The following is a 20524-nucleotide window of genomic DNA, read 5'->3' as shown; positions in this document are numbered from 1 at the left end:
ACGAAACAGAAGATTATAAACGCACGAGGCGACGATCGCCGCCGCACGAGCGTCGAGCAGGCCCCCCGATGATAAAATCCGCGGATGAAAAATCTCGTCATCCTGATTTCGGGACGGGGCAGCAACATGGAAGCCATCGTGCGCGCTTGCGCGCAAGAGGCTTGGGGCGCGCGCATCGCCGCCGTGATTGCCAACCGTCCTGACGCCGCGGGCCTCGCGTTCGCGGCTTCGAACGGCATTGCCACGGCGGTCGTCGATCACCGCCAGTTTCCCGATCGCGCCAGCTTCGATACGGCGCTCTCTCAAGTTATCGACGGCTATGCGCCGGACCTCGTCGTGCTGGCGGGTTTCATGCGTGTGCTGACCGAATCGTTTGTCGGCCATTATGCGGGTCGGATGCTCAATATCCATCCCTCGCTGCTGCCGATGTTTCCGGGCCTGAAGACGCACCAGCAGGCGCTCGACGCGGGCTGCCGCGTGCACGGCGCGACGGTGCATTTCGTGACGCCCACGCTGGATCATGGCCCGATCGTCGCGCAGTCGGTGGTGCCGGTGCGCGCGGGCGACGACGCCGCGGCGCTCTCCGCGCGCGTGCTCAAGACCGAACATGTAATGTATCCGCGCGCAGTGCGCTGGTTCGTCGAAGGGCGCCTCGCGCTCGACGGCGAACGCGTGACGCTCACGCCGGCCGAGCCACAGTGGCTCTTCTTTGACGACTCGCAAGCCGCCGGGGAGGGCGCATGAGACTGCATGGTTTTCTGATTGGACAGACTGAAACGTTGCTCGCCGACGTCCTCAAATTCACGGGCCCGGCCGACGCGGTGACGAGCCGTTTTTTCCGCGAGCATCCGAAGCTCGGCCACGCCGAGCGCGGCGTGATCGCCGAAGCCGTGTTCGCCGTGCTGCGCCGGCGCATGGAGTTCGCGCACCTGGCCGAAAGCGGCTCGGGCAGCCCGACGCGCCGCCTCACGCTGCTTGGCCTCATGGCGACGGCGGGCCGCTCGGCGATCCGTCCGTTCGTTTCCGACGCCGAGGCCAGCTGGCTCGAGCATGTTTCGAAGATCGACCCGGCGAGCCTGCCGCAGCGCGTGCAGCTGAATCTGCCGGAGTGGATCATGAAGGCGCTGGAAACGCGCTTCGAGCCGGCCGAACTCGCGCAACTGGCCGCCGCGCTGAATTACCCGGCGCCGCTCGATCTGCGCGCCAATCCCATTAAGGCGAACCGCGAGGAACTGATCCGTGCGCTGTCCGCTTCGGGCATCGAAGGCGGCGAAACGCCGTTCGCGCCGTTCGGCGTACGTGTGACGGGCAAGCCCGCGCTCTCGAAACTCGACGCGTTCAAGGACGGCTGGTTCGAGGTGCAGGACGAAGGCAGCCAGCTGCTGTGCACGCTGCTCGCGCCGCGCCGCGGCGAGATGGTCGTGGACTTCTGCGCGGGCGCGGGCGGCAAGACGCTGGCGCTCGGCGCGATGATGCGCTCGACGGGCCGGCTCTACGCCTTCGACGTGTCCGACCGGCGCCTTGCCAAGCTCAAGCCGCGTCTCGCGCGCAGCGGCCTGTCGAACGTCAATCCGGTGCTGATCGACAGCGAGCACGACGCCAAGATCAAGCGACTGATCGGCAAGATTGACCGCGTGCTCGTGGACGCGCCGTGCTCGGGCCTCGGCACGCTGCGCCGCAACCCCGACCTCAAGTGGCGCCAGTCGCCCGAGTCGATTGCCGAGCTTGCGCCCAAGCAACTGTCGATTCTCACGAGTGCCGCGCGCCTGCTCAAGCGCGGCGGCCGTCTCGTCTACGCGACCTGCAGCATTCTCGACGCCGAGAACGAAGCGGTCGTGAAGCAGTTCCTCGAGGCGCACCCCGACTACGTGTTGGTGAGCGCGCGCGACGTGCTGGCCGAGCAGCGTGTGGGCCTCGACACGGGCGACTACCTCTCGCTGTGGCCGCACCGCCACGCCACCGACGGTTTCTTTGCCGCCGTGCTGGAACGGCGCGGCGATGCGAAGCCGAAGACGAAGGCGGCCGGCGCGCAGACCACGCCTGAAGAAGCCGCGGCGGTGCAGGAAACGTCCGACGCAATCGCGAAGGCGCAGGAAAGCGAAGCTGCCGAGCCGGACGCCGCGCTGGAGTAAGCGCACGGCAGGCAGCCGCGATGCGGGACCGTCCGGCCTACACAGGCCGGGCGGTCCGAGATAGCGGGTACGCGAGGTCGTGCCGAGTCACGGCTGACCCCTCGTTGCGTATTGGCGACACCGTCAGGCAGGCGGTATTCAGGTTGGGATGTGGATGTGGCATCGAGACCTGATTCCCGACGACCATCGCATCCCATTGAATTTTCGCGCGACGCCACCCAACTTGAGCCAGAATTCTGGTTAGAAGGCGCGGAACATGGGATCGCGATACCGCTGCTCAACGCGAGGTGCGGATTGCAGTGAAAGATTAGATGGGGACAGATACTTCGGAAAGGGCCGGTTGGGGTGCGGCAAAGCGCCTCAAAACGTCCTTCAGACGTTGACGCCGTAACCATTAAAGAAAAAAATCTTCCTTTGTTACAAACACTTGGAACGGTTCTAGTAGAATGCCGTCCAACGCATCTAGTCGCTTTCACTTTCTTGACACCGGCGCCGGGCTGAAAGGCCGACGCGCTTCGCTTCACAGGTAAATGCCTTGTTGAACTCCCTGCTTGATTTCCTCGCCCACGGCGTGCTCCATTTCTCGTGGTGGCAGATCGTGCTGTTCGCGGCGGTGGTCACCCATATCACGATTATCGGCGTGACGGTGTACCTGCACCGCTGCCAGGCGCACCGCGCGCTGGACCTGCACCCCATTGCGAGCCACTTCTTCCGTTTCTGGCTGTGGATGACCACGGGCATGCTCACGGGCCAGTGGGCGGCGATTCACCGCAAGCACCACGCCAAGTGCGAAACGGAAGAAGATCCGCACAGCCCGCAAACGCGCGGCATCTGGAAGGTGCTGCTCGAGGGCGCCGAACTCTATCGCGCCGAAGCGAAGAACGAAGAAACGCTGCGCCGCTTCAGCCACGGCACGCCCAACGACTGGATGGAGCGCAACGTCTACACGCGCTACCCCATTCTCGGCGTGAGCATCATGATGGTGATCGACGTCGCGCTGTTCGGCGCGGTCGGCCTGACCGTGTGGGCCGTGCAAATGGCGTGGATCCCGTTCTGGGCCGCTGGCGTCGTGAATGGCCTCGGTCACTTCTGGGGCTACCGCAACTTCAATTCGTCCGACGCAAGCACGAACCTTCTTCCGTTCGGCATCATCATCGGCGGCGAGGAACTGCACAACAACCACCACACGTTCGCGACTTCCGCGAAGCTCTCGAACAAGTGGTACGAGTTCGACATCGGCTGGATGTACATCCGCATGATGCAAGCGGTGGGTCTTGCCAAGGTGAAGAAGGTCGCGCCCACGCCGCGCCTGACCAAGGGCAAGCTGGTGCCGGATCACGAAACGCTGCAGGCCGTGTTGTCCAATCGCTACGAAGTGATGGCGCGTTACGGCAAGGCCGTGAAGCAGGCGTACCGCCAGGAACTCGCGCACCTCAAGGAAGTGGGCGAGCGCGAGAAGTACAAGGTCATGCGTGGTGCACGCAAGTGGTTCGACAAGGAAGAAGCCAGCCTGAACGAGCCGCAGAAGCGCCAGCTTCCGCAAATTTTCGCGAACAGCCAGAAGCTGCGCACGTACATCGAACTGCGCAACGAACTGGCCGCAATCTGGGAACGTTCGAGCGCCTCGCGCGAACAACTGCTCACACAGCTCCAGGATTGGTGCCATCGCGCTGAACAAAGCGGTATCAAGGCGCTGCAGGAATTCGCGTCGCGTCTGCGCCGTTACGCCTGATTGGCCTCATCGTCCGGAGGGGATTTTGGCCCCTCAGTAGGGCGTAAGAAAATCCTTTAGAATGACGAGACGTCACAAAACCCCGCGCTGGCGGGGTTTTTCTTTTTGGGCCGCAAAAAAGCCGGAGTCCCCACAATGGCTTCAATGGCGCGGCGATCGGTAGGGGCAGGAGATCATGAGTCAGGCAATCAGGAAGGTCGAATACGACCGGCCGCAGGGTGCCGTCTGCAGCGTTGGACAGGCTTGGGCGCGCGTGCCCGACGCACCGTCCACGGCAGAGCGCGTTGCATTGAAGGAGCGGATTCGCGCGTTGCTCAAGCGCGAGAAGGCGGTGCTCGTCGCGCACTATTATGTGGACCCCGAATTGCAGGAGCTCGCCGACGAAACGGGCGGCTGCGTGGCCGATTCGCTCGAGATGGCGCGCTTCGGCCGCGACCACGAGGCACAGACGCTCGTCGTGGCGGGCGTGCGCTTCATGGGTGAGACGGCGAAGATTCTGAGTCCGAACAAGCGCATTCTCATGCCCGATCTCGATGCGACCTGTTCGCTCGATCTCGGCTGCCCGATCGACGAATTTTCCGCGTTTTGCGATGAGCATCCGGACCGTACCGTCGTCGTTTATGCGAACACGAGTGCGGCTGTGAAGGCGCGTGCGGACTGGATGGTCACGTCGTCCATCGGCCTCGAGATCGTCGCCGACCTGCACGCCAAGGGCGAAAAAATTCTGTGGGCGCCGGACCGCCACCTGGGCAGCTACATCCAGAAGAAGACCGGCGCGGACATGTTGCTGTGGCAGGGCTCGTGCCTCGTGCACGACGAGTTCAAGGGCATCGAGCTCGATCTGCTGCGCGCGGAATACCCGGACGCGAAGATTCTCGTCCACCCCGAATCGCCGGAAGGGGTCGTTGCGCTTGCGGATGTGGTCGGCTCGACCACGCAGCTGATCGACGCCGCCGTGAAGCTCGACGCGCAGCGCTTCATCGTCGCGACCGATTTAGGCATCCTGCACAAGATGCGTCTCGCGGCGCCGGGCAAGACCTTCATCGAAGCGCCCACGGCCGGCAACAGCGCCACCTGCAAGAGCTGCGCGCATTGCCCGTGGATGGCCATGAACGGCCTCGCGAATCTCGCCGACGTGCTCGAGCGCGGCCACAACGAGATTCACGTCGACACCGCGATCGGTGAACGCGCGCGTCTGCCGATCGACCGCATGCTGGCGTTCGCGGCGGAGCACAAGCGCCGCGTGCAGGCGAGCGGCGACCTTGCGCGCGACACCGCGTTGTTCTCGCAAGTGGGGGCGGCGTAAATGGGTGCACTCGAATTGCTCGCAGTCGATGCCGTTTCGCCCGTGCTCGATGAAGTGCGCGCGCAGTACGGCGCAGCGTTCGACGCCGCGATCGTGCGCAATGTGGCCGACGCGCTAGAGGAAGACGTAGGCCCTGGCGACCAGACCGGCCGCCTCGTGCCCGCCGACGAAATGCGCGACGCACGCATCATCGTGCGCGAAGAGGCCGTGCTGTGCGGCGTGCTCTGGTTCGACGGCGTAGTGAAGCAGGTCGATCCGCGCATCGAGGTGCGCTGGCATTATCGCGAAGGCGACCGCATGGCCGCCGACACGACCGTTTGCTCGCTGCGCGGTCCGGCGCGCTCGCTGCTCACGGCCGAGCGCAACGCGATGAACTTCCTGCAACTTCTTTCGGGCGTGGCGAGCGTGACGCGCCGCTATGTCGACATGATCGCGCATACGAGCACGCGTATTCTGGACACGCGCAAGACGCTGCCCGGCCTGCGCCTCGCGCAGAAGTACGCAGTGCGCGTGGGCGGCGGCGCAAACCAGCGCCTCGCGCTTTACGACGGCATCCTGATCAAGGAAAACCACATCGCGGCGGCGGGCGGCGTGGACGCGGCGATGAATGCTGCGCTCGCGCTCGATGCAGGCGTGCCGATCCAGATCGAAGTCGAGACGCTCGAACAGCTCGAAACGGCGCTCGCGCACGGCGCCAAGTCGGTTCTGCTCGACAACTTCTCGTTCGACATGATGCGCGACGCGGTGAAGCTCACGGCGGGGCGCGCGGTGCTCGAAGTCTCGGGCGGCGTGAACTTCGACACGGTGCGCACGATTGCGGAAACGGGCGTGGACCGGGTGTCGATTGGCGCATTGACGAAAGACGTGCGCGCGACGGACTTCTCGATGCGCATTGTCTGAGTCTGCAAGCTCACTGAGCTGAACTGAAACAAAAAGGCCGCCTCGCGATGAGGCGGCCTTTGTTTTTGCGGCGCGCTTGCTATGTAGGTCTTAAGAAACCGTGCGATTGCGCACGCGCTCCGGTGCGAGCACGGTCGGCAGCGCCTTGGGCAGCGAGTTCTGCCAGTCGCGGCTGTAGTGCAGGCCGCGGCTCTCGCGGCGCGAGCGCGCACTTTCCACGATCAGCGAAGCGACTTCGACGAGGTTGCGCAATTCGAGCAGGTCGCGCGTGACGCGGAAATTCGCGTAGTACTCGAGAATTTCATCGCGCAGCAGGGCGATGCGATGCTGCGCGCGCTCGAGGCGCTTGTCAGTGCGCACGATGCCGACGTAATTCCACATCAGCCGGCGCAGCTCGTCCCAGTTGTGGGCAACGACGACTTCCTCGTCGGAATCGGAAACGCGGCTTTCGTCCCAGTCGGGCAGCGGTGCATGCGCGCCAGCGCTGAAGCCTTCTTCCTCGATCGCCTCGGCCGCCGAGCGGCCGATCACGAGGCACTCCAGCAGCGAATTGCTCGCGAGCCGGTTCGCGCCGTGCAGGCCGGTGTACGAGGTCTCGCCCACGGCGTACAGGCCCGCGAGATCAGTGCGCCCGGCCAGATCGGTGACGACGCCGCCACAGGTGTAGTGCGCGGCGGGCACGACCGGAATCGGCTCCTTCGTGATGTCGATGCCGAACTCGCGGCAGCGCGCGAGGATGGTCGGGAAGTGCTCCTCAAGAAACGCCGGCGGCTGATGGCTGATGTCGAGATGCACGCAGTCGATGCCGTGCTTCTTGATCTCGAAGTCGATCGCGCGGGCGACGATGTCGCGCGGCGCCAGTTCGGCACGCTCGTCGTGCTCGGGCATGAAGCGCGTGCCGTCGGGCAGGCGCAGCACGCCGCCTTCGCCGCGCACGGCTTCCGAAATCAGGAACGACTTGGCATGCGGATGGAAAAGGCAAGTGGGGTGGAACTGGATGAACTCCATGTTCGCCACGCGGCAGCCCGCGCGCCATGCCATGGCGATGCCGTCGCCGGTGGCCGTGTCGGGGTTCGTCGTGTAGAGGTAGACCTTGCCCGCGCCGCCCGTGGCGAGCACCGTGTGCGGCGCCTGGATCGTCACCGTGCGGTCGTTCTTCAGATCGAGCGCATACAGTCCGTGGCAGCGACGGCCCGGCAGTCCCAGACGGTCGGACGTGATGACGTCGATTGCCTGATGGTCTTCGAGGATCGTGATGTTCGGGTGCGAGCGGGCGCGCTCGAGCAGCGTTTGCACGACCGCGTGGCCGGTGGCGTCGGCAGCGTGGATGATGCGGCGATGGCTGTGGCCACCTTCGCGCGTGAGGTGAAAGCCGAGTTCGGCGGCGGCGTCCTTCGTGAACGGCACGTCCTGGGCGATCAGCCATTCGATCGCCTCGCGGCCATGCTCGACGATGTAGCGCGTGGCCGCCTCGTCGCACAAGCCACCGCCGGCGACGAGCGTATCGTCCACGTGGTTCTCCACGCTGTCGGCCGAGTCGAGCACGGCGGCAATGCCGCCTTGCGCGCGGTCGCTCGCGCCTTCGGTCATCGCGCGCTTGGCGATGATGACCACACGACGCGAGTCGGCGAGATTCAGCGCGACGCTCAGTCCTGCGAGGCCGCTGCCGACGATCGCTACATCGAAATTCATGATCCTGCTTCTCCGTCTCTCTTGTTCTACGCATTCTGGCCGCCGCATTTGCCGCGGTCCTGCGCCGTCGCGGACGTATGACACGCGTGTGGCAGCCGGTATAAAGCGGGAAGCATACTCCGAGAGACGAGCGAAGGGGTAGCGGCAGTTTGGGCGCTGCAGTTAAAACACCTTTGCACGGCGCGAACCTAGGCGCGGTGGTGTCCAGGACCGGCGCGCAAAAAGAAAAACCCCGCTAAAAAGCGGGGTTTTTCTGTCTTCGTCAGGCTCGAAACCGATCAATTACTTGATCTTGGTTTCCTTGTACTCGACGTGCTTGCGAACAACCGGGTCGAACTTCTTGATCGACATTTTTTCCGGCATGTTGCGCTTGTTCTTCGTGGTCGTGTAGAAGTGACCCGTGCCTGCGGTCGACTCGAGCTTGATCTTGTCGCGAATACCCTTGGCCATGATTTACTCCTTACAGTTCGCCGCGTGCGCGCAGGTCTGCGAGCACGGAATCGATGCCGTTCTTGTCGATCAGGCGCAGGCCTGCGTTCGAGATGCGCAGGCGCACCCAACGGTTTTCGCTTTCAACCCAGAAACGGCGGTTTTGCAGATTCGGGAGGAAACGGCGCTTGGTTTTGTTGTTAGCGTGGGAAACGTTGTTGCCGCTCATCGGCGCTTTCCCAGTGACTTGGCATACACGTGCCATGAGACACTCCTACGGAAATTCTGAGTTCGAGAGCCGCTTAAGTTTCCCAGGCGAGAAATGGCCGGAATAAGAGCGCGCTCACGTATGGATGAGAGACAACCTCGAACCCAGGCCGTATTTCCCCTGGAAGACCTCGATGGGCTTCGGAACAGGGTTGGAAATAGGCAAACCGTGAGTCTAGCAGAAAAATACCAGGAAAATCAAACACGATTTGCGGATATCGTTGTGCGCTGCCGCGGTTGCTCGCAGTTTCCTGCAGCTGTCTGCGGTCGCCGCGGGTGCCACCACGCGTGCGCGGCAGCCTCAGCTCCAGCCCTGGCGCGCGAAGGAAAACGTCTCGCGCGTGCCAATGACCAGGTGATCGATGAGTTGAACCTCCACGAGCGCCAGCGTTTCGCGCAACACCCGCGTGAGGCGCCGGTCGCTCGCGCTCGGCTGCACCGCGCCCGAAGGGTGATTATGGGCGACGATGAGGCTCGCGGCATTAAGGGTTAGCGCACGCCGCACGATTTCACGAGGATACACCGCCATGCGCGTGAGCGAGCCGCGCGAGCTTTCCTCCGAGCGGATCAGCCGATGGCGCGCATCCAGAAAGAGGCAGATGAACACCTCGTGCGGCCGCCCGCCGATCAAGAGACGCAAATAGTCCTCGACCGCGCCCGGAGAGTCGACGAGCGGCTTGTCGTCGAGCGCTTCGGCGAGCGCGCGCCGCGCAAGTTCGGTCACCGCCTGCAGCATCGAGGCTTTCGCGGGCCCGATGCCGCGCAAGGCCAGGAATTCTTCGCGCTGCGCGTCGAGCATGGCGCGCAGCGATCCGAATTGGGCCAGCAGCGTGCGGGCCACTTCGAAGACATCGTGGCCCGGCAAGCCGGAGCCGAGCAGGATTGCTAGCAGTTCCGCGTCCGATAGCGCGGCCGCGCCCGCCGTGCGCAGCCGCTCGCGTGGCATGTCGCGGCGTCGTGCCGCAGCCCCGCTGTTGCGAACCGGCACCGCAGGCGTAGCCGGTGCGGGAAGGGCGGCGTCGCCTGGGCCGCGCTCCGCGCAACCCAGGCCGTGCGGGCGGCCGGCGAAGGTGCCGGCAATCGTGCTGGGCGCCGTGTCTGGCAGGCAGGCAAGTTCGGTCATGGCAATCTCCACAGACAAATAAGGAGCGCGCGGCGTACGCGAGCGCGGGTGGTGGCAGCGCACAATCGTGCCGCGACCGCCCCGGCCAAGTGGCTTACAATAGATGTTTTCCGGCCGCCCAAGGCAAGCCGGACCGGCGCCTTGCGGCGCGCACGCGCGAAGCGCGCGTTCCGACGAAAAGAGTTACGCATGAGCATCATCGACATCTCCGAAGTGAAACCCGGTTCCCACGTGACGCTGCATTACCGGCTTTCGCTCGCCGATGGCACCGAAATCGTCAATACCTTTGTCGACCGTCCCGCCACTCTGCTGATGGGAGCTGGCCAGCTCGCGCCGCCGCTGGAAGATATTTTGCAGGGCCTGAAGGTGGGGCACCACTCGACCTTTCAGCTAGAACCGGGCGTCGCTTTCGGCCAGCGCAACCCCGACCTGATCCAGCGCGTCTCGCTCAAGACCCTGCGCGAGAACGGCATGATCGGCGAGGAGTTCAGCCCGGGCGACCTGATCGAGTTCAATGCGCCCAACGGCGGCCGCTACGCGGGGGTGCTCAAGGAAGTGAACGAGACCTCCGCGCTGTTCGATTTCAACCATCCGCTCGCTGGCCAGGCGGTTGCGTTCGAAGTGCAAATCATCGGAATCCTTTAAAGCCCATGACCAACACGGACACGTCCCTCATCGCAGACCTGACGGAAGCGGAAATCCTGCTCGCCCAGCCGCGTGGCTTCTGCGCCGGCGTCGATCGGGCCATCGAGATCGTCGAACGCGCGATCCAGCTTCACGGCGCACCGATCTACGTGCGTCACGAAATCGTCCACAACGCGTATGTCGTCGAAGACCTGCGCAAGAAGGGCGCGATCTTCATCGAGCAGCTCGATGAGGTCCCGTCCGGCAACACGGTGATCTTCAGTGCGCACGGCGTCTCCAAGTCGGTGCGTGCCGATGCCGAGGCGCGCGGACTGCGCGTGTATGACGCGACCTGCCCGCTCGTCACGAAGGTGCACGTGGAAGTCGCGAAGATGCGCGACGAAGGGCTCGACATCGTCATGATCGGGCACAAGGGCCATCCAGAAGTGGAGGGCACGATGGGGCAGGTGGCCGAGGGCATGTACCTCGTCGAAGACATTGCCGACGTCGAGGCGCTCAAGCTGCGCGATCCGCAGCGCGTGGCGTTCGTCACCCAAACCACGCTGTCGGTGGACGACGCCGCGGAAATCATCGCCGCGCTCAAGACGCGCTTTCCGGCGATTCGCGAGCCGAAGAAGCAGGACATCTGCTACGCCACGCAGAATCGCCAGGACGCCGTCAAGTTCATGGCGCCGCAGTGCGATGTCGTGATCGTGGTGGGGAGCCCGAACAGCTCCAATTCGAACCGGCTGCGCGAAGTGGCCGAGAAGCGCGGCATTCCCGCCTATATGGTGGATGCCCCCGAGCAGATCGACCCCCAGTGGCTCGTCGGCAAACGCCGGATCGGTCTGACGGCTGGAGCGTCGGCTCCCGAGGCGCTCGCGCAGGAAATCATTCGCCGTCTGCACGAACTTGGTGCGCGCAACGTGCGTGCACTCGAAGGCATCGAGGAGAACATTGCGTTCCCCTTGCCGCGTGGACTCGGCCAGCCGGCCTGAAGCTTCCCGCTCCCTGCAAAAACGCGCCCATCCGGCGCGTTTTTTTATGCCCGCGACGGACGCAGGGCGTCATTAATAAGGGTCATATTGCCAGAAAAGAGAGGTTAACCTCACATTGGCCGGGTGTTCTTATTAGTGTTTTCGCTAGAGTGGGGCATCGAATTGCGTGGTATGACCCCAAATGTATGAGGTAATTGACACGCTTTCGACACGCATGCACCGCGTCGGGGCGGCATTTTTATGCTCTCCCTTAAATACCGTTCATTTGAACCAATGCCCGCCTGACAAGGCATTGCGGCCATTATTCGCAACACATGATGCGAAACCCGCGGATTTTTGGTGCAACTGGTGCACGAAAATGCGGCGCAACCTACGGTGCAACCCGATACAGGCTGTTATCTAAAAATATGGTTGCAATGCAGGAAAACCCTGCCGGTTCAACAATATTGCCCGTCGCATAATTGGCGTTACAATGCGCGCGTTCTGAAGGCTGGACATCGTTGAGAAGGCCATCAGGCAAGCATTTCGGAAGGCGCAGGAGACCTGATTAATGCAATTCAAGTCTGCTTTTTCCGCGTCATCGATTAATGCGGTTGCGCTACGCAACACGTGGCACAGCCGCAATGTCGAGACGGGTATGAGCGCAACATCGATCATTCCTGGCATGCAGATTGCTTTTGCATGCTCCGGCGTTGTCATGCCGGTTCGCCGCCTGGGTGCGATGGATCTCGCAGGTGAGATCCTGAAGCGCGTGGGCGGCCGGGGAGAGGGAGTCATGACGTTTGACGCATTCGCGTTTGCGGGCCGCGAGGCTCGCCGTGAATACGCCAACGTGAATATGACGCGTAGTTGATTGAACCCGACGGCACCGAACCATCCGACGGTGCCGTTTTTGCATCCGCTTTTGGCGAGCCTGCCGCTGCAACACAGCGGCAACGCGAACCAGGGCGGCCAACCGTTACCGGTTTTTACTTCAATACCCGAAAGTGTCGTTGTGGTTCCGTAAAACATCGCCCACCGGCCGATGACGAGCGCGAATCCGGTTGCACGGGCTAAGGAGCATTAAATGGATATTTTCATCCAGCAGATCCTGAATGGGCTGGTGCTTGGCAGCATTTACGCCATCATCGCTCTGGGCTACACCATGGTGTACGGGATTCTGGGCATCATTAACTTCGCGCACGGCGACGTGCTCATGGTGGGCGCCATGGTCGCGCTCTCCGCGATCAATGTGCTCCACAATCATTTCCCGGGCCTCGGGAACATCCCCACGCTGTGCATCGCCCTGGCCGTCGCCGCGGTCGTGTGTGCGGGCGTCGGGTACACGATCGAAAAGGTCGCGTACCGGCCGCTGCGCCGGGCGCCGCGCCTCGCACCGCTGATCACCGCCATCGGTGTGTCGATCCTGCTGCAGACGCTCGCCATGATCATCTGGGGCCGTAACCCGCTCGCGTTCCCCCAGCTCATCTCGACCGACCCGATCAACGTCATCAAGCCGACTGAAACCGGCGTGGGCGCCGTGATCTCGATGACGGAAATCGTCATCATCGTGGTCGCGTTCCTCGTGATGGCGGGTCTGTTGCTCCTCGTGCACAAGACCAAGCTCGGCCGCGCCATGCGCGCGATCGCCGAGAACCCGAACAATGCCTCGCTGATGGGCGTGAACCCGAACTTCGTGATCTCGGCCACGTTCATGATCGGCTCGGCGCTCGCGGCCCTCGCCGGCGTGATGATCGCCTCGGAGTACGGCAACGCGCACTTCTACATGGGTTTCATCCCCGGCATGAAGGCCTTCACGGCGGCCGTGCTGGGCGGTATCGGCAACCTCGGCGGCGCGATGGTCGGCGGCGTGGTGCTCGGTCTGATCGAGCAGCTCGGCGCAGGCTACATCGGCAACCTGACCGGCGGGGTGTTCGGCAGTAACTACCAGGACGTCTTCGCATTCATCGTGCTGATCGTCGTGCTCGTGTTCCGTCCGTCGGGGCTGCTGGGCGAACGTGTCGCGGACCGCGCATAAGAGGGAGTAGCACAACATGACTTCAATTCAACCGATCGAGCCGTCGACGACGCTCATCCCCGAAAAGAACACGACGAAGACCCTCGCGGTGGGTATCGTGACGGCCATCGTCGTGGCCGCGCTGCCCTTCGTGGTCGGCGCCACGGGTGGCAACTACTGGGTGCGCGTGCTCGACTTCGCGATGCTGTACGTGATGCTCGCGCTGGGCCTGAACGTGGTGGTGGGCTTCGCCGGCCTGCTGGACCTGGGCTATATCGCGTTCTACGCGGTGGGCGCCTACACGGCCGCGCTGCTGACTTCGCCGCACCTCGCGAATCAGTTCGCCTGGATCGCGAACATGTTCCCGGGCGGGATGCATACGCCGTACTGGATCGTGATTCCGTGCGCGATGGCGCTCGCCGCGCTCTTCGGCGTGCTGCTCGGCGCGCCGACACTGCGTCTGCGTGGCGACTACCTCGCCATCGTGACCCTGGGCTTCGGGGAAATCGTTCGTATCTTCATGAACAACCTCGACCGTCCGGTGAACATCACCAACGGGCCGCAGGGTATCACTGGCGTCGCGCCGCTGCAGGTCATGGGCTTCAACCTCGCGCAGCCGCATGAGATCCTCGGCTTCACCTTCACGTCGGTGTACATGTACTACTACGTGTTCGTGATCTGTGCGCTGCTCGTGATCTGGGTGTGTACGCGTCTGCAGCACTCGCGTATCGGCCGTGCATGGGCCGCGATCCGCGAAGACGAAATCGCCGCCAAGGCCATGGGCATCAACACCCGTAACGTCAAGCTGCTCGCGTTCGCGATGGGCGCGTCGTTCGGCGGTCTTTCGGGCGCGATGTTCGGTGCGTTCCAGGGCTTCGTGTCGCCGGAATCGTTCACGTTCTGGGAATCGGTCGTCGTGCTCGCCTGTGTGGTGCTGGGCGGCATGGGCCACATCCCCGGCGTGATTCTCGGCGCCGTGCTGCTCGCCATTTTCCCCGAGTTCCTGCGCTCGACCATGGGCCCGCTCCAGCACATGCTGTTCGGCCACGAAATCGTCGATACGGAAGTCATCCGCCAGTTGCTCTACGGCCTCGCCATGGTCGTCATCATGCTGTATCGCTCGGAAGGCCTGTGGCCCGCGGCGAAGCACGAGGACAAGATCGCCAAGATCGCCAAGCGCGCCAGCAAGAAGCCGATTCGCGCATAACGGGGAGAACAGACTATGAGCAACAAATCCATTCGCCTGTCCGTGAAGGGCGTGAACAAGCGCTTCGGCGGCCTGCAGGCGCTGTCCGACGTCGGCCTGCAGATCGAGGAAGGCACGATCTACGGCCTGATCGGTCCGAACGGCGCCGGCAAGACCACGTTCTTCAACGTGATCACCGGTCTCTACACGCCTGATTCGGGCGAGTTCAAGCTCGACGGCACGGCCTATACGCCGACCGCCGTCTATCAGGTGGCGCAGGCCGGCATTGCGCGTACGTTCCAGAACATTCGCCTGTTCGGTGGCATGACCGCGCTCGAAAACGTGATGGTCGGTCGTCACGTGCGTACGAAGCACGGGTTGCTCGGCGCGGTGTTCCAGACGCCGTCGGAGCGGCAGGAAGAACGCGAGATCAAGGAACGCGCGATCGAACTGCTCGAATACGTGGGCATCGCGCAGTACGCGGACTACACGTCGCGCAATCTCTCGTACGGCCACCAGCGCCGTCTGGAAATTGCGCGCGCGCTCGCAACCGATCCGAAGCTGCTCGCGCTCGACGAGCCGGCGGCCGGCATGAACGCGACCGAGAAGGTCGAACTCACGCGCCTGCTCGACAAGATCCGCGCCGATGGCAAGACCATCCTGCTGATCGAGCACGACGTGAAACTGGTGATGGGCCTGTGCAACCGGATGACAGTGCTCGACTATGGCAAGGTGATCTCCGAAGGGCTGCCGCAAGACGTGCAGAAGGACCCGAAGGTGATCGAGGCATATCTGGGTGCGGGGGTTCACTGATGTCGACATCGGTTCTGAAAATCAAGGGTCTGCAGGTCAACTACGGCGGGATCCAGGCGGTCAAGGGCGTGGACATGGAAGTTCGCCAGGGCGAACTCGTCACGCTGATCGGCGCGAACGGCGCAGGCAAGACCACGACCATGAAGGCCATCACGGGCCTGAAGCCGTACTCGGCGGGCGACATCGAGTACATGGGCCAGTCGATCAAGGGCGTGCCGGCGTACGAGTTGCTCAAGCGCGGTCTCGCGATGGTGCCGGAAGGCCGTGGCATCTTCGCGCGCATGTCGATTCTCGAAAACATGCAGATGGGCGCGTACCTGCGCAGCGACAACGATGGCATCCAGAAGGACGTCGACCGCATGTTCGGCTTCTTCCCGCGCCTGAAGGAACGCGCCACGCAGCTCGCAGGCACGCTCTCGGGCGGCGAGCAGCAGATGCTGGCCATGGCGCGCGCGATCATCAGCAAGCCGAAGCTTCTGTTGCTCGATGAGCCGTCGATGGGTCTCTCGCCGATCATGGTCGAGAAGATCTTCGAGGTGGTGCGCACGATCTCGTCGGAAGGCATCACGGTGCTGCTCGTCGAGCAGAACGCGCGCCTCGCGCTGCAGGCGGCGAACCGCGGTTACGTGATGGACTCGGGCCTCGTGACGATGGAAGGCGAAGCCAAGCAGATGCTCGACGATCCGAAGGTGCGCGCCGCGTACCTGGGCGAGTAAGCTGCACGGCGTTGCGGTCCTCGCGGCCGCATAAAACAAAAGCCGCATGGGTGGGTCACCCATGCGGCTTTTTTCATGCCATCGACGAATCAGGCTCAGGCGAGCGCTTCGGACTCCTGCACGGCGAGTCGCTTGCCGAGACTCACCACGGCGTCGGCGCGATAGCCGAGCCGCTCGTAGAACGCGAGCACCTCGGCCTTGTCGGTGAGCACCTGAAGGTTGAGCTTCAGGCAGCCCATCGCGGCGAGCGCATCTTCCGCGTGACGCACGAGCCGCGTGCCGAGACCGTGACGCCGCGCTTCGGGCGCGACGGCGACCGAATAGAGCCAGCCGCGATGCCCGTCGTAACCGGCCATCGCCGTGCCGACGAGTGCGCCGTCAACGTCGCCGTCGCTGCGAATCGCGACGAAGAAAAGCTCCGGCTGCGTGCCGAGCTTGTTCGCGATCGACAGCCGCGGATTGCGGTGCGGCCGGCTCGTGTCGTTGTACTCGGGAAACGCCTGCAGCCAAAGCGCGATCACCGCTTCCGTATCGGCTTCGCTGAACACGCGGATCGTGATGGACATCGCCCGTGCTCCGTCCGATTACAGCGAGTCGAGAATCGTGCGCAGCATCGCCATCATCTGGTCGATTTCCTGCGTCGTCACGTTCAGCGCCGGCATGAAGCGCAGCAGGTTCGGACGCGCGGCGTTGAGCAGCAGGCCATCGGGTTGCATGAGGCGCGCCTTCTCGACAATCTCCGGGCCGATGTCCTTGCCGAGCAGCAGCGCGCGCAGCAAGCCTTCGCCGCGCTCGCCCTGGAAGCCGCGTTCGGCCGAAAGTTCGAGCAGCTTTTCACGCAGATATTCGCCGCGCGCGCGCACGCCTTCGAGGAAGCCGGGCGCAACCAGTTGCGAGATCACCGAATAGCCCACGGCCGTCATCAGCGGGTTGCCGTTGTACGTGCCGCCCTGGTCGCCCGCTTCGAACACGGCGATTTCCTTCTTCGAGAGCAGCGCCGCGAGCGGCACGCCGCCGCCGATGCCCTTGCCGAGCGTCATGATGTCCGGCTCGATGCCCGAAAGTTCGTAGGCGAAGAGGGTGCCGGCACGACCGCAGCCGCTTTGCACTTCGTCGACGATCAGCAGGATGCCGTGCTTTTTCGTGAGCGCGCGCAGTTGCTGCATGAATTCGCGCGTGGCGGGAATGACGCCGCCTTCGCCCTGGATCGGCTCGAGCATCACGGCGACGGTCTTCGCGTTGATGAGCTTTTCAACCGAGGCGATATCGTTCAGGTCCGCCTTCGGGAAGCCCGGCACTTGCGGCGCGTAGATCGTGTCCCAGCCCGGCTTGCCGCTCGCCGACATCGTCGCGATCGTGCGGCCGTGGAAGCTGTGGTCGAACGTGATGATCTCGTAGGCGCCGTCGCGATGCTTCTTGCCCCACTTGCGCGCAAGCTTGATCGCGCCTTCGTTGGCTTCGGCGCCGCTGTTGGCGAAGAACACCTTGTCGAAGCAGCTGTGCTCGGTGAGCAGGCCCGCGAGCTTCGCCATCGGCTCGTTGTAGAAGGCTGGCGACGGGTTGATGAGCAGGCGCGACTGCTTTTCCAGCGCCTCGATCATGCCTTCGTTGCAGTGCCCGAGGCTGTTGACGGCCCAGCCCTGGATGAAGTCCAGGTATCGCTTGCCTTCGTTGTCGTAGAGCCACGACCCCTTGCCATGCGTGAAAACGATTTCGGGCCGGTTGGTGATGTACATCAGCGACTCGATCGGGTACTCGGAATAATTCATGGCAACGGGCTCCGCGTTGGGGCTGCTAAAGGGTTGAGAACGGGGTTGCAAACGGGGTTGCAAACGATACGGCGGAAAAACAAAAAGCCACGGACTGGCCGTGGCTTTCGTGATTCGAACTTGCTGTGCGTTGCGAAGTGCAACGCGCGTCCGCGAGTAGCCAGGCCCTAAAGATGGGGCGAGCGGCGACGTCGGAGGGCGGACAGGATGCAGTTCATGGGCGCAAGAATACGACAAGCCGAACGGCGATGTAAACCGTCAATGTGCCGATTTTGTCCAATCGGCCGAAGAATTTTTCGTGACGGCCAGCTTTGCCGGTCGATACGGGTCATTGCATTGTGCACGCAACGACCCGCCCCAACAACGCTCAGACGGCGTTCGCGAGGTCTGCGGCGCTCGTGAACGAGTCCGCGTAGAACTCGTCTTCGGGCAGACCGTGATGTTGCGTAAAGTCGCGCTGCGCCGACTCGACCATCACCGGTGCGCCGCACGCATAGACCTGATAGCCCGAAAGGTCCGGCAGATCCTCGATCACGGCGCGGTGCACGAAGCCCGTGCGGCCGGTCCAGTTGTCGTCGGCGGCGGGCTCGGAGAGCACCGGCACGAAGCGGAAGTTCGGGATGTCCTTCGCCCATTGACCGGCGAGATCCATCAGGTACAGGTCCTTCTTCTGGCGCGCGCCCCAGTAGAGCGTCATCGGGCGGTTCAGGTTCTTGTGGACCGCGTGCTCGACAATCGCCTTGAGCGGCGCGAAGCCGGTGCCCGAAGCGAGCAGCACGATGGGCTTGTCGGACTCTTCGCGCAGGAAGAAGGTGCCGAGCGGTGCTTCGAAGCGCAGGATGTCGCGCTCCTTCATCTGCGAGAAAACGTGGTCGGTGAACTTGCCGCCGGGCATGTGGCGGATGTGCAGCTCGATCGGGCCTTCCTCGTGCGGCGCGCTCGCCATGGAGTAGCTGCGGCGCGTGCCGTCCTTGAGGATGAATTCGAGGTACTGGCCGGCGAGATACTGCAGACGCTCGTTGGCGGGCAGCTGCAGCTTGAGGACGACGACGTCGTCGGCCTTGCGTTCGATGGCGGCGATGCGGGTAGGCAGCTTGCGCACCTGCACGTCGCCCACGCCCGCCACTTCGCGGATATCGATTTCGAGGTCGGTTTGCGCCGTCGCACAGCAGAAGAGAGCCATGCCGCGCGTCCTTTCGTCATTGGACAGCGCCGAAGCCGCGTGAGCGCGCTGCTCCACTTCGCCGTGGCAGACCGTGCCCTTGCACGAGCCGCACGCGCCGTTCTTGCAGCCATACGGCAGGCCGATGCCCTGGCGCAGGGCCGCGTTGAGAATGGGTTCGTCGGGCTCGACCTGGAATTGCCGGCCGCTTTGCTTGAGCGTTACGTTGAAAGCCATATTCAGGGAAGCGTAAGTCTGTATCCGAGGGTTGATTCCGGGTGCGGGCCAGTTCCGGACTTTTCCGGCTAGTGTCCGCGTTTGCTTGCCGGCCTTCGCCGCGAGGCCCGGGCCGCTAAAATGGTTCCACCATGATTGCCACACGAACCTTGCGCCGTGCGCGCATCCTGATTGTCGGTTGCGGCGACGTCGGCCTGCGCTGCGTCACCCAGTTGCGCGAGCGGCCAGACCGCGCGCGCGTTTTTGCGCTCACGCGCCGATCCGAGCGCGCAGACGCGGTACGGGCCGCGGGCGCAACGCCGGTGCGCGGCGACCTCGATTTCCGCACGAGCCTCACGCGGATCGCGGGCCTGGCTGGCACCGTCCTGCACCTGGCGCCGCCGCAAAAAACCGGCGACGACGACCTGCGCACGCGCCGCCTGCTCGCAGCACTCGCGGCGCGCCGCCGTGCGAGGGCGCGGCCTGTGCTGGCGGGTGTGGCGCCGCGCGCATTGCGGCCCCCATTACGTGCTCTCGTGGGCCGCATGCGCCGCAGCGCTTTCGACCCCGCCACAGGCGCGGGAGCATCCGTTATTGTACCCGAGCGCATCCGGCGGTTTTCTCGCCCCCGGCGCCAGCGCCTCGAACGCACGAAGCTCGTATACGCAAGCACGACGGGCGTGTACGGCGATTGCGGTGGCGCGCGCATCGACGAAACTCGCACGGTGCAGCCAGCTAACGCCCGCGCCAAACGCCGGGTATCGGCCGAACGGCAACTGCGGCGCGCAACGGCGCGCGGCGGCGCGCTGAGCGCCACGATCGCGCGCATTCCCGGCATTTACGCAGCGAACCGCCTCCCGCTCGCACGCCTCGCGAAGCGCACGCCGGCGCTCGTCGCGAGCGACGACGTCTACACGAGCCACATCCACGCGGACGATCTTGCGGCGATTCTCCTGCGCCTCGCGACACATGGCCGCCCGGGGCGCACGATCCACGCGACGGACGACAGCGAACTGAAGATGGGCGAGTATTTCGACCGCGTAGCCGATGCCTTCGGCCTTGCGCGCGCACCACGCGTGAGTCGCGCGCAGGCCGAGCGCGAACTCGAGCCCGTCTTGCTGTCGTTCATGCGCGAGTCGCGCCGGCTCGCCAATACGCGTCTGAAGCGCGAACTGGGCGTGCGTTTGCGTTATCCGGATGTCGATGCTTTCTTGCGCACGCTGCCGCCGCACCCGTGACTTCGGGCGGGCGGCGCGGCGCAAAGCGTGCCGTTCACGTGATGGCCGGCAGCGCTTCGAGCAGGAGGAAGCACATTAGCGCTCCGATAAGCGCCCCGATGAGGTTCGGATGGTACTGATGTCGCATATGCATCGACGCGAGCAGGCCCCCAATCAGAACCGCCCCAAGCGCCATGAAGGCCATCAACACGAGTGAGATTTCGAATGAGCCGTTGATGATCATGA

21 protein-coding genes are annotated in these 20524 nt (G+C 63.8%); 13 read left to right on the top strand and 8 right to left on the bottom strand.

Annotation, left to right across the window (positions count from 1 at the left end):
* Nucleotides 1-84 precede the first annotated feature (84 nt).
* From purN to nadC, 5 genes are all read left to right on the top strand, one after another.
* Nucleotides 85-744: a phosphoribosylglycinamide formyltransferase gene (purN, locus tag U5A57_RS23175; protein WP_321913964.1), complete on the top strand. Its 660-nt coding sequence runs from the start codon at nt 85-87 to the stop codon at nt 742-744.
* Nucleotides 741-2132 (top strand): RsmB/NOP family class I SAM-dependent RNA methyltransferase, encoded by a 1392-nt coding sequence (locus U5A57_RS23170; RefSeq protein WP_321913963.1) that lies wholly within the window; start codon nt 741-743, stop codon nt 2130-2132. Before purN ends, U5A57_RS23170 begins: the two co-directional genes overlap by 4 nt.
* Before the next feature lie 535 nt (nt 2133-2667).
* Nucleotides 2668-3864, top strand: coding sequence for an acyl-CoA desaturase (locus U5A57_RS23165; protein WP_321913962.1), 1197 nt, complete (start codon nt 2668-2670; stop codon nt 3862-3864).
* A gap of 175 nt (nt 3865-4039) precedes the next feature.
* Entirely contained in the window at nt 4040-5170 is a 1131-nt protein-coding gene (gene nadA / locus U5A57_RS23160) for a quinolinate synthase NadA (RefSeq protein WP_321913961.1), read from the top strand.
* Nucleotides 5171-6070, top strand: a complete 900-nt coding sequence (gene nadC, locus U5A57_RS23155) for a carboxylating nicotinate-nucleotide diphosphorylase (RefSeq protein WP_321913960.1) — start codon at nt 5171-5173, stop codon at nt 6068-6070.
* Between the two features lie 90 nt (nt 6071-6160).
* On the opposite strand, the gene nadB is transcribed toward nadC, so the two are convergent.
* The 4 genes from nadB to radC form a co-directional block, all read right to left on the bottom strand.
* Entirely contained in the window at nt 6161-7762 is a 1602-nt protein-coding gene (gene nadB, locus U5A57_RS23150) for an L-aspartate oxidase (protein ID WP_321913959.1), read from the bottom strand.
* A gap of 282 nt (nt 7763-8044) precedes the next feature.
* Nucleotides 8045-8212 carry a 50S ribosomal protein L33 gene (rpmG, locus tag U5A57_RS23145; RefSeq protein WP_027817504.1) on the bottom strand — a complete coding sequence of 56 codons (168 nt, stop codon included), beginning with the start codon at nt 8210-8212 and terminating at the stop codon, nt 8045-8047.
* A 10-nt stretch (nt 8213-8222) separates the two neighbouring features.
* Nucleotides 8223-8456, bottom strand: coding sequence for a 50S ribosomal protein L28 (gene rpmB / locus U5A57_RS23140; protein WP_027794135.1), 234 nt, complete (start codon nt 8454-8456; stop codon nt 8223-8225).
* Between the two features lie 303 nt (nt 8457-8759).
* The gene (radC, locus tag U5A57_RS23135) at nt 8760-9581 is read right to left on the bottom strand and encodes a RadC family protein (protein ID WP_321913958.1); all 822 of its coding nucleotides are present in this window, start codon (nt 9579-9581) and stop codon (nt 8760-8762) included.
* A 189-nt stretch (nt 9582-9770) separates the two neighbouring features.
* On the opposite strand from radC, the gene U5A57_RS23130 reads away from it, so the two are divergent.
* The 7 genes from U5A57_RS23130 to U5A57_RS23100 all read left to right on the top strand — a co-directional run bounded on the left by U5A57_RS23130 (nt 9771) and on the right by U5A57_RS23100 (nt 15914).
* On the top strand, nt 9771-10226 hold the full coding sequence (locus tag U5A57_RS23130) for an FKBP-type peptidyl-prolyl cis-trans isomerase (RefSeq protein ID WP_201695416.1): 456 nt from the start codon (nt 9771-9773) through the stop codon (nt 10224-10226).
* 5 nt (nt 10227-10231) lie between these two features.
* A complete protein-coding gene (ispH, locus tag U5A57_RS23125; RefSeq protein WP_321913957.1) occupies nt 10232-11203 on the top strand; it encodes a 4-hydroxy-3-methylbut-2-enyl diphosphate reductase in 972 nt (323 codons plus the stop codon).
* A 550-nt stretch (nt 11204-11753) separates the two neighbouring features.
* The gene (locus U5A57_RS23120; RefSeq protein WP_321913956.1) at nt 11754-12056 is read left to right on the top strand and encodes a hypothetical protein; all 303 of its coding nucleotides are present in this window, start codon (nt 11754-11756) and stop codon (nt 12054-12056) included.
* A 213-nt stretch (nt 12057-12269) separates the two neighbouring features.
* Nucleotides 12270-13220, top strand: coding sequence for a branched-chain amino acid ABC transporter permease (locus U5A57_RS23115; RefSeq protein ID WP_158758450.1), 951 nt, complete (start codon nt 12270-12272; stop codon nt 13218-13220).
* Between the two features lie 16 nt (nt 13221-13236).
* Nucleotides 13237-14406: an ABC transporter permease subunit gene (locus U5A57_RS23110; protein ID WP_321913955.1), complete on the top strand. Its 1170-nt coding sequence runs from the start codon at nt 13237-13239 to the stop codon at nt 14404-14406.
* 15 nt (nt 14407-14421) lie between these two features.
* The gene (locus U5A57_RS23105; protein WP_321913954.1) at nt 14422-15198 is read left to right on the top strand and encodes an ABC transporter ATP-binding protein; all 777 of its coding nucleotides are present in this window, start codon (nt 14422-14424) and stop codon (nt 15196-15198) included.
* On the top strand, nt 15198-15914 hold the full coding sequence (locus U5A57_RS23100; protein WP_158758447.1) for an ABC transporter ATP-binding protein: 717 nt from the start codon (nt 15198-15200) through the stop codon (nt 15912-15914). The genes U5A57_RS23105 and U5A57_RS23100 overlap by 1 nt, the downstream gene beginning before the upstream one ends.
* Nucleotides 15915-16009: 95 nt before the next feature.
* On the opposite strand, the gene U5A57_RS23095 is transcribed toward U5A57_RS23100, so the two are convergent.
* The 3 genes from U5A57_RS23095 to U5A57_RS23085 all read right to left on the bottom strand — a co-directional run bounded on the left by U5A57_RS23095 (nt 16010) and on the right by U5A57_RS23085 (nt 19082).
* Nucleotides 16010-16480: a GNAT family acetyltransferase gene (locus U5A57_RS23095; protein WP_321913953.1), complete on the bottom strand. Its 471-nt coding sequence runs from the start codon at nt 16478-16480 to the stop codon at nt 16010-16012.
* Nucleotides 16481-16498: 18 nt separating this feature from the next.
* Entirely contained in the window at nt 16499-17683 is a 1185-nt protein-coding gene (locus tag U5A57_RS23090) for an acetylornithine transaminase (protein ID WP_321913952.1), read from the bottom strand.
* 367 nt (nt 17684-18050) lie between these two features.
* Complete coding sequence (locus U5A57_RS23085; protein ID WP_321913951.1) at nt 18051-19082, bottom strand: CDP-6-deoxy-delta-3,4-glucoseen reductase; 1032 nt, start codon at nt 19080-19082, stop codon at nt 18051-18053.
* A gap of 131 nt (nt 19083-19213) precedes the next feature.
* Here U5A57_RS23085 and U5A57_RS23080 point away from each other — a divergent pair, with 131 nt between their 5' ends.
* Complete coding sequence (locus U5A57_RS23080; protein ID WP_321913950.1) at nt 19214-20299, top strand: NAD-dependent epimerase/dehydratase family protein; 1086 nt, start codon at nt 19214-19216, stop codon at nt 20297-20299.
* A 34-nt stretch (nt 20300-20333) separates the two neighbouring features.
* Here U5A57_RS23080 and U5A57_RS23075 read toward each other — a convergent pair whose 3' ends face one another.
* Nucleotides 20334-20522 (bottom strand): hypothetical protein, encoded by a 189-nt coding sequence (locus U5A57_RS23075; RefSeq protein ID WP_321913949.1) that lies wholly within the window; start codon nt 20520-20522, stop codon nt 20334-20336.
* Nucleotides 20523-20524 lie beyond the last annotated feature (2 nt).

This window comes from Paraburkholderia sp. J11-2, assembly GCF_905220185.1.
Lineage (GTDB): Bacteria > Pseudomonadota > Gammaproteobacteria > Burkholderiales > Burkholderiaceae > Paraburkholderia.
This window is presented reverse-complemented; position numbering and strand designations above follow the sequence as displayed.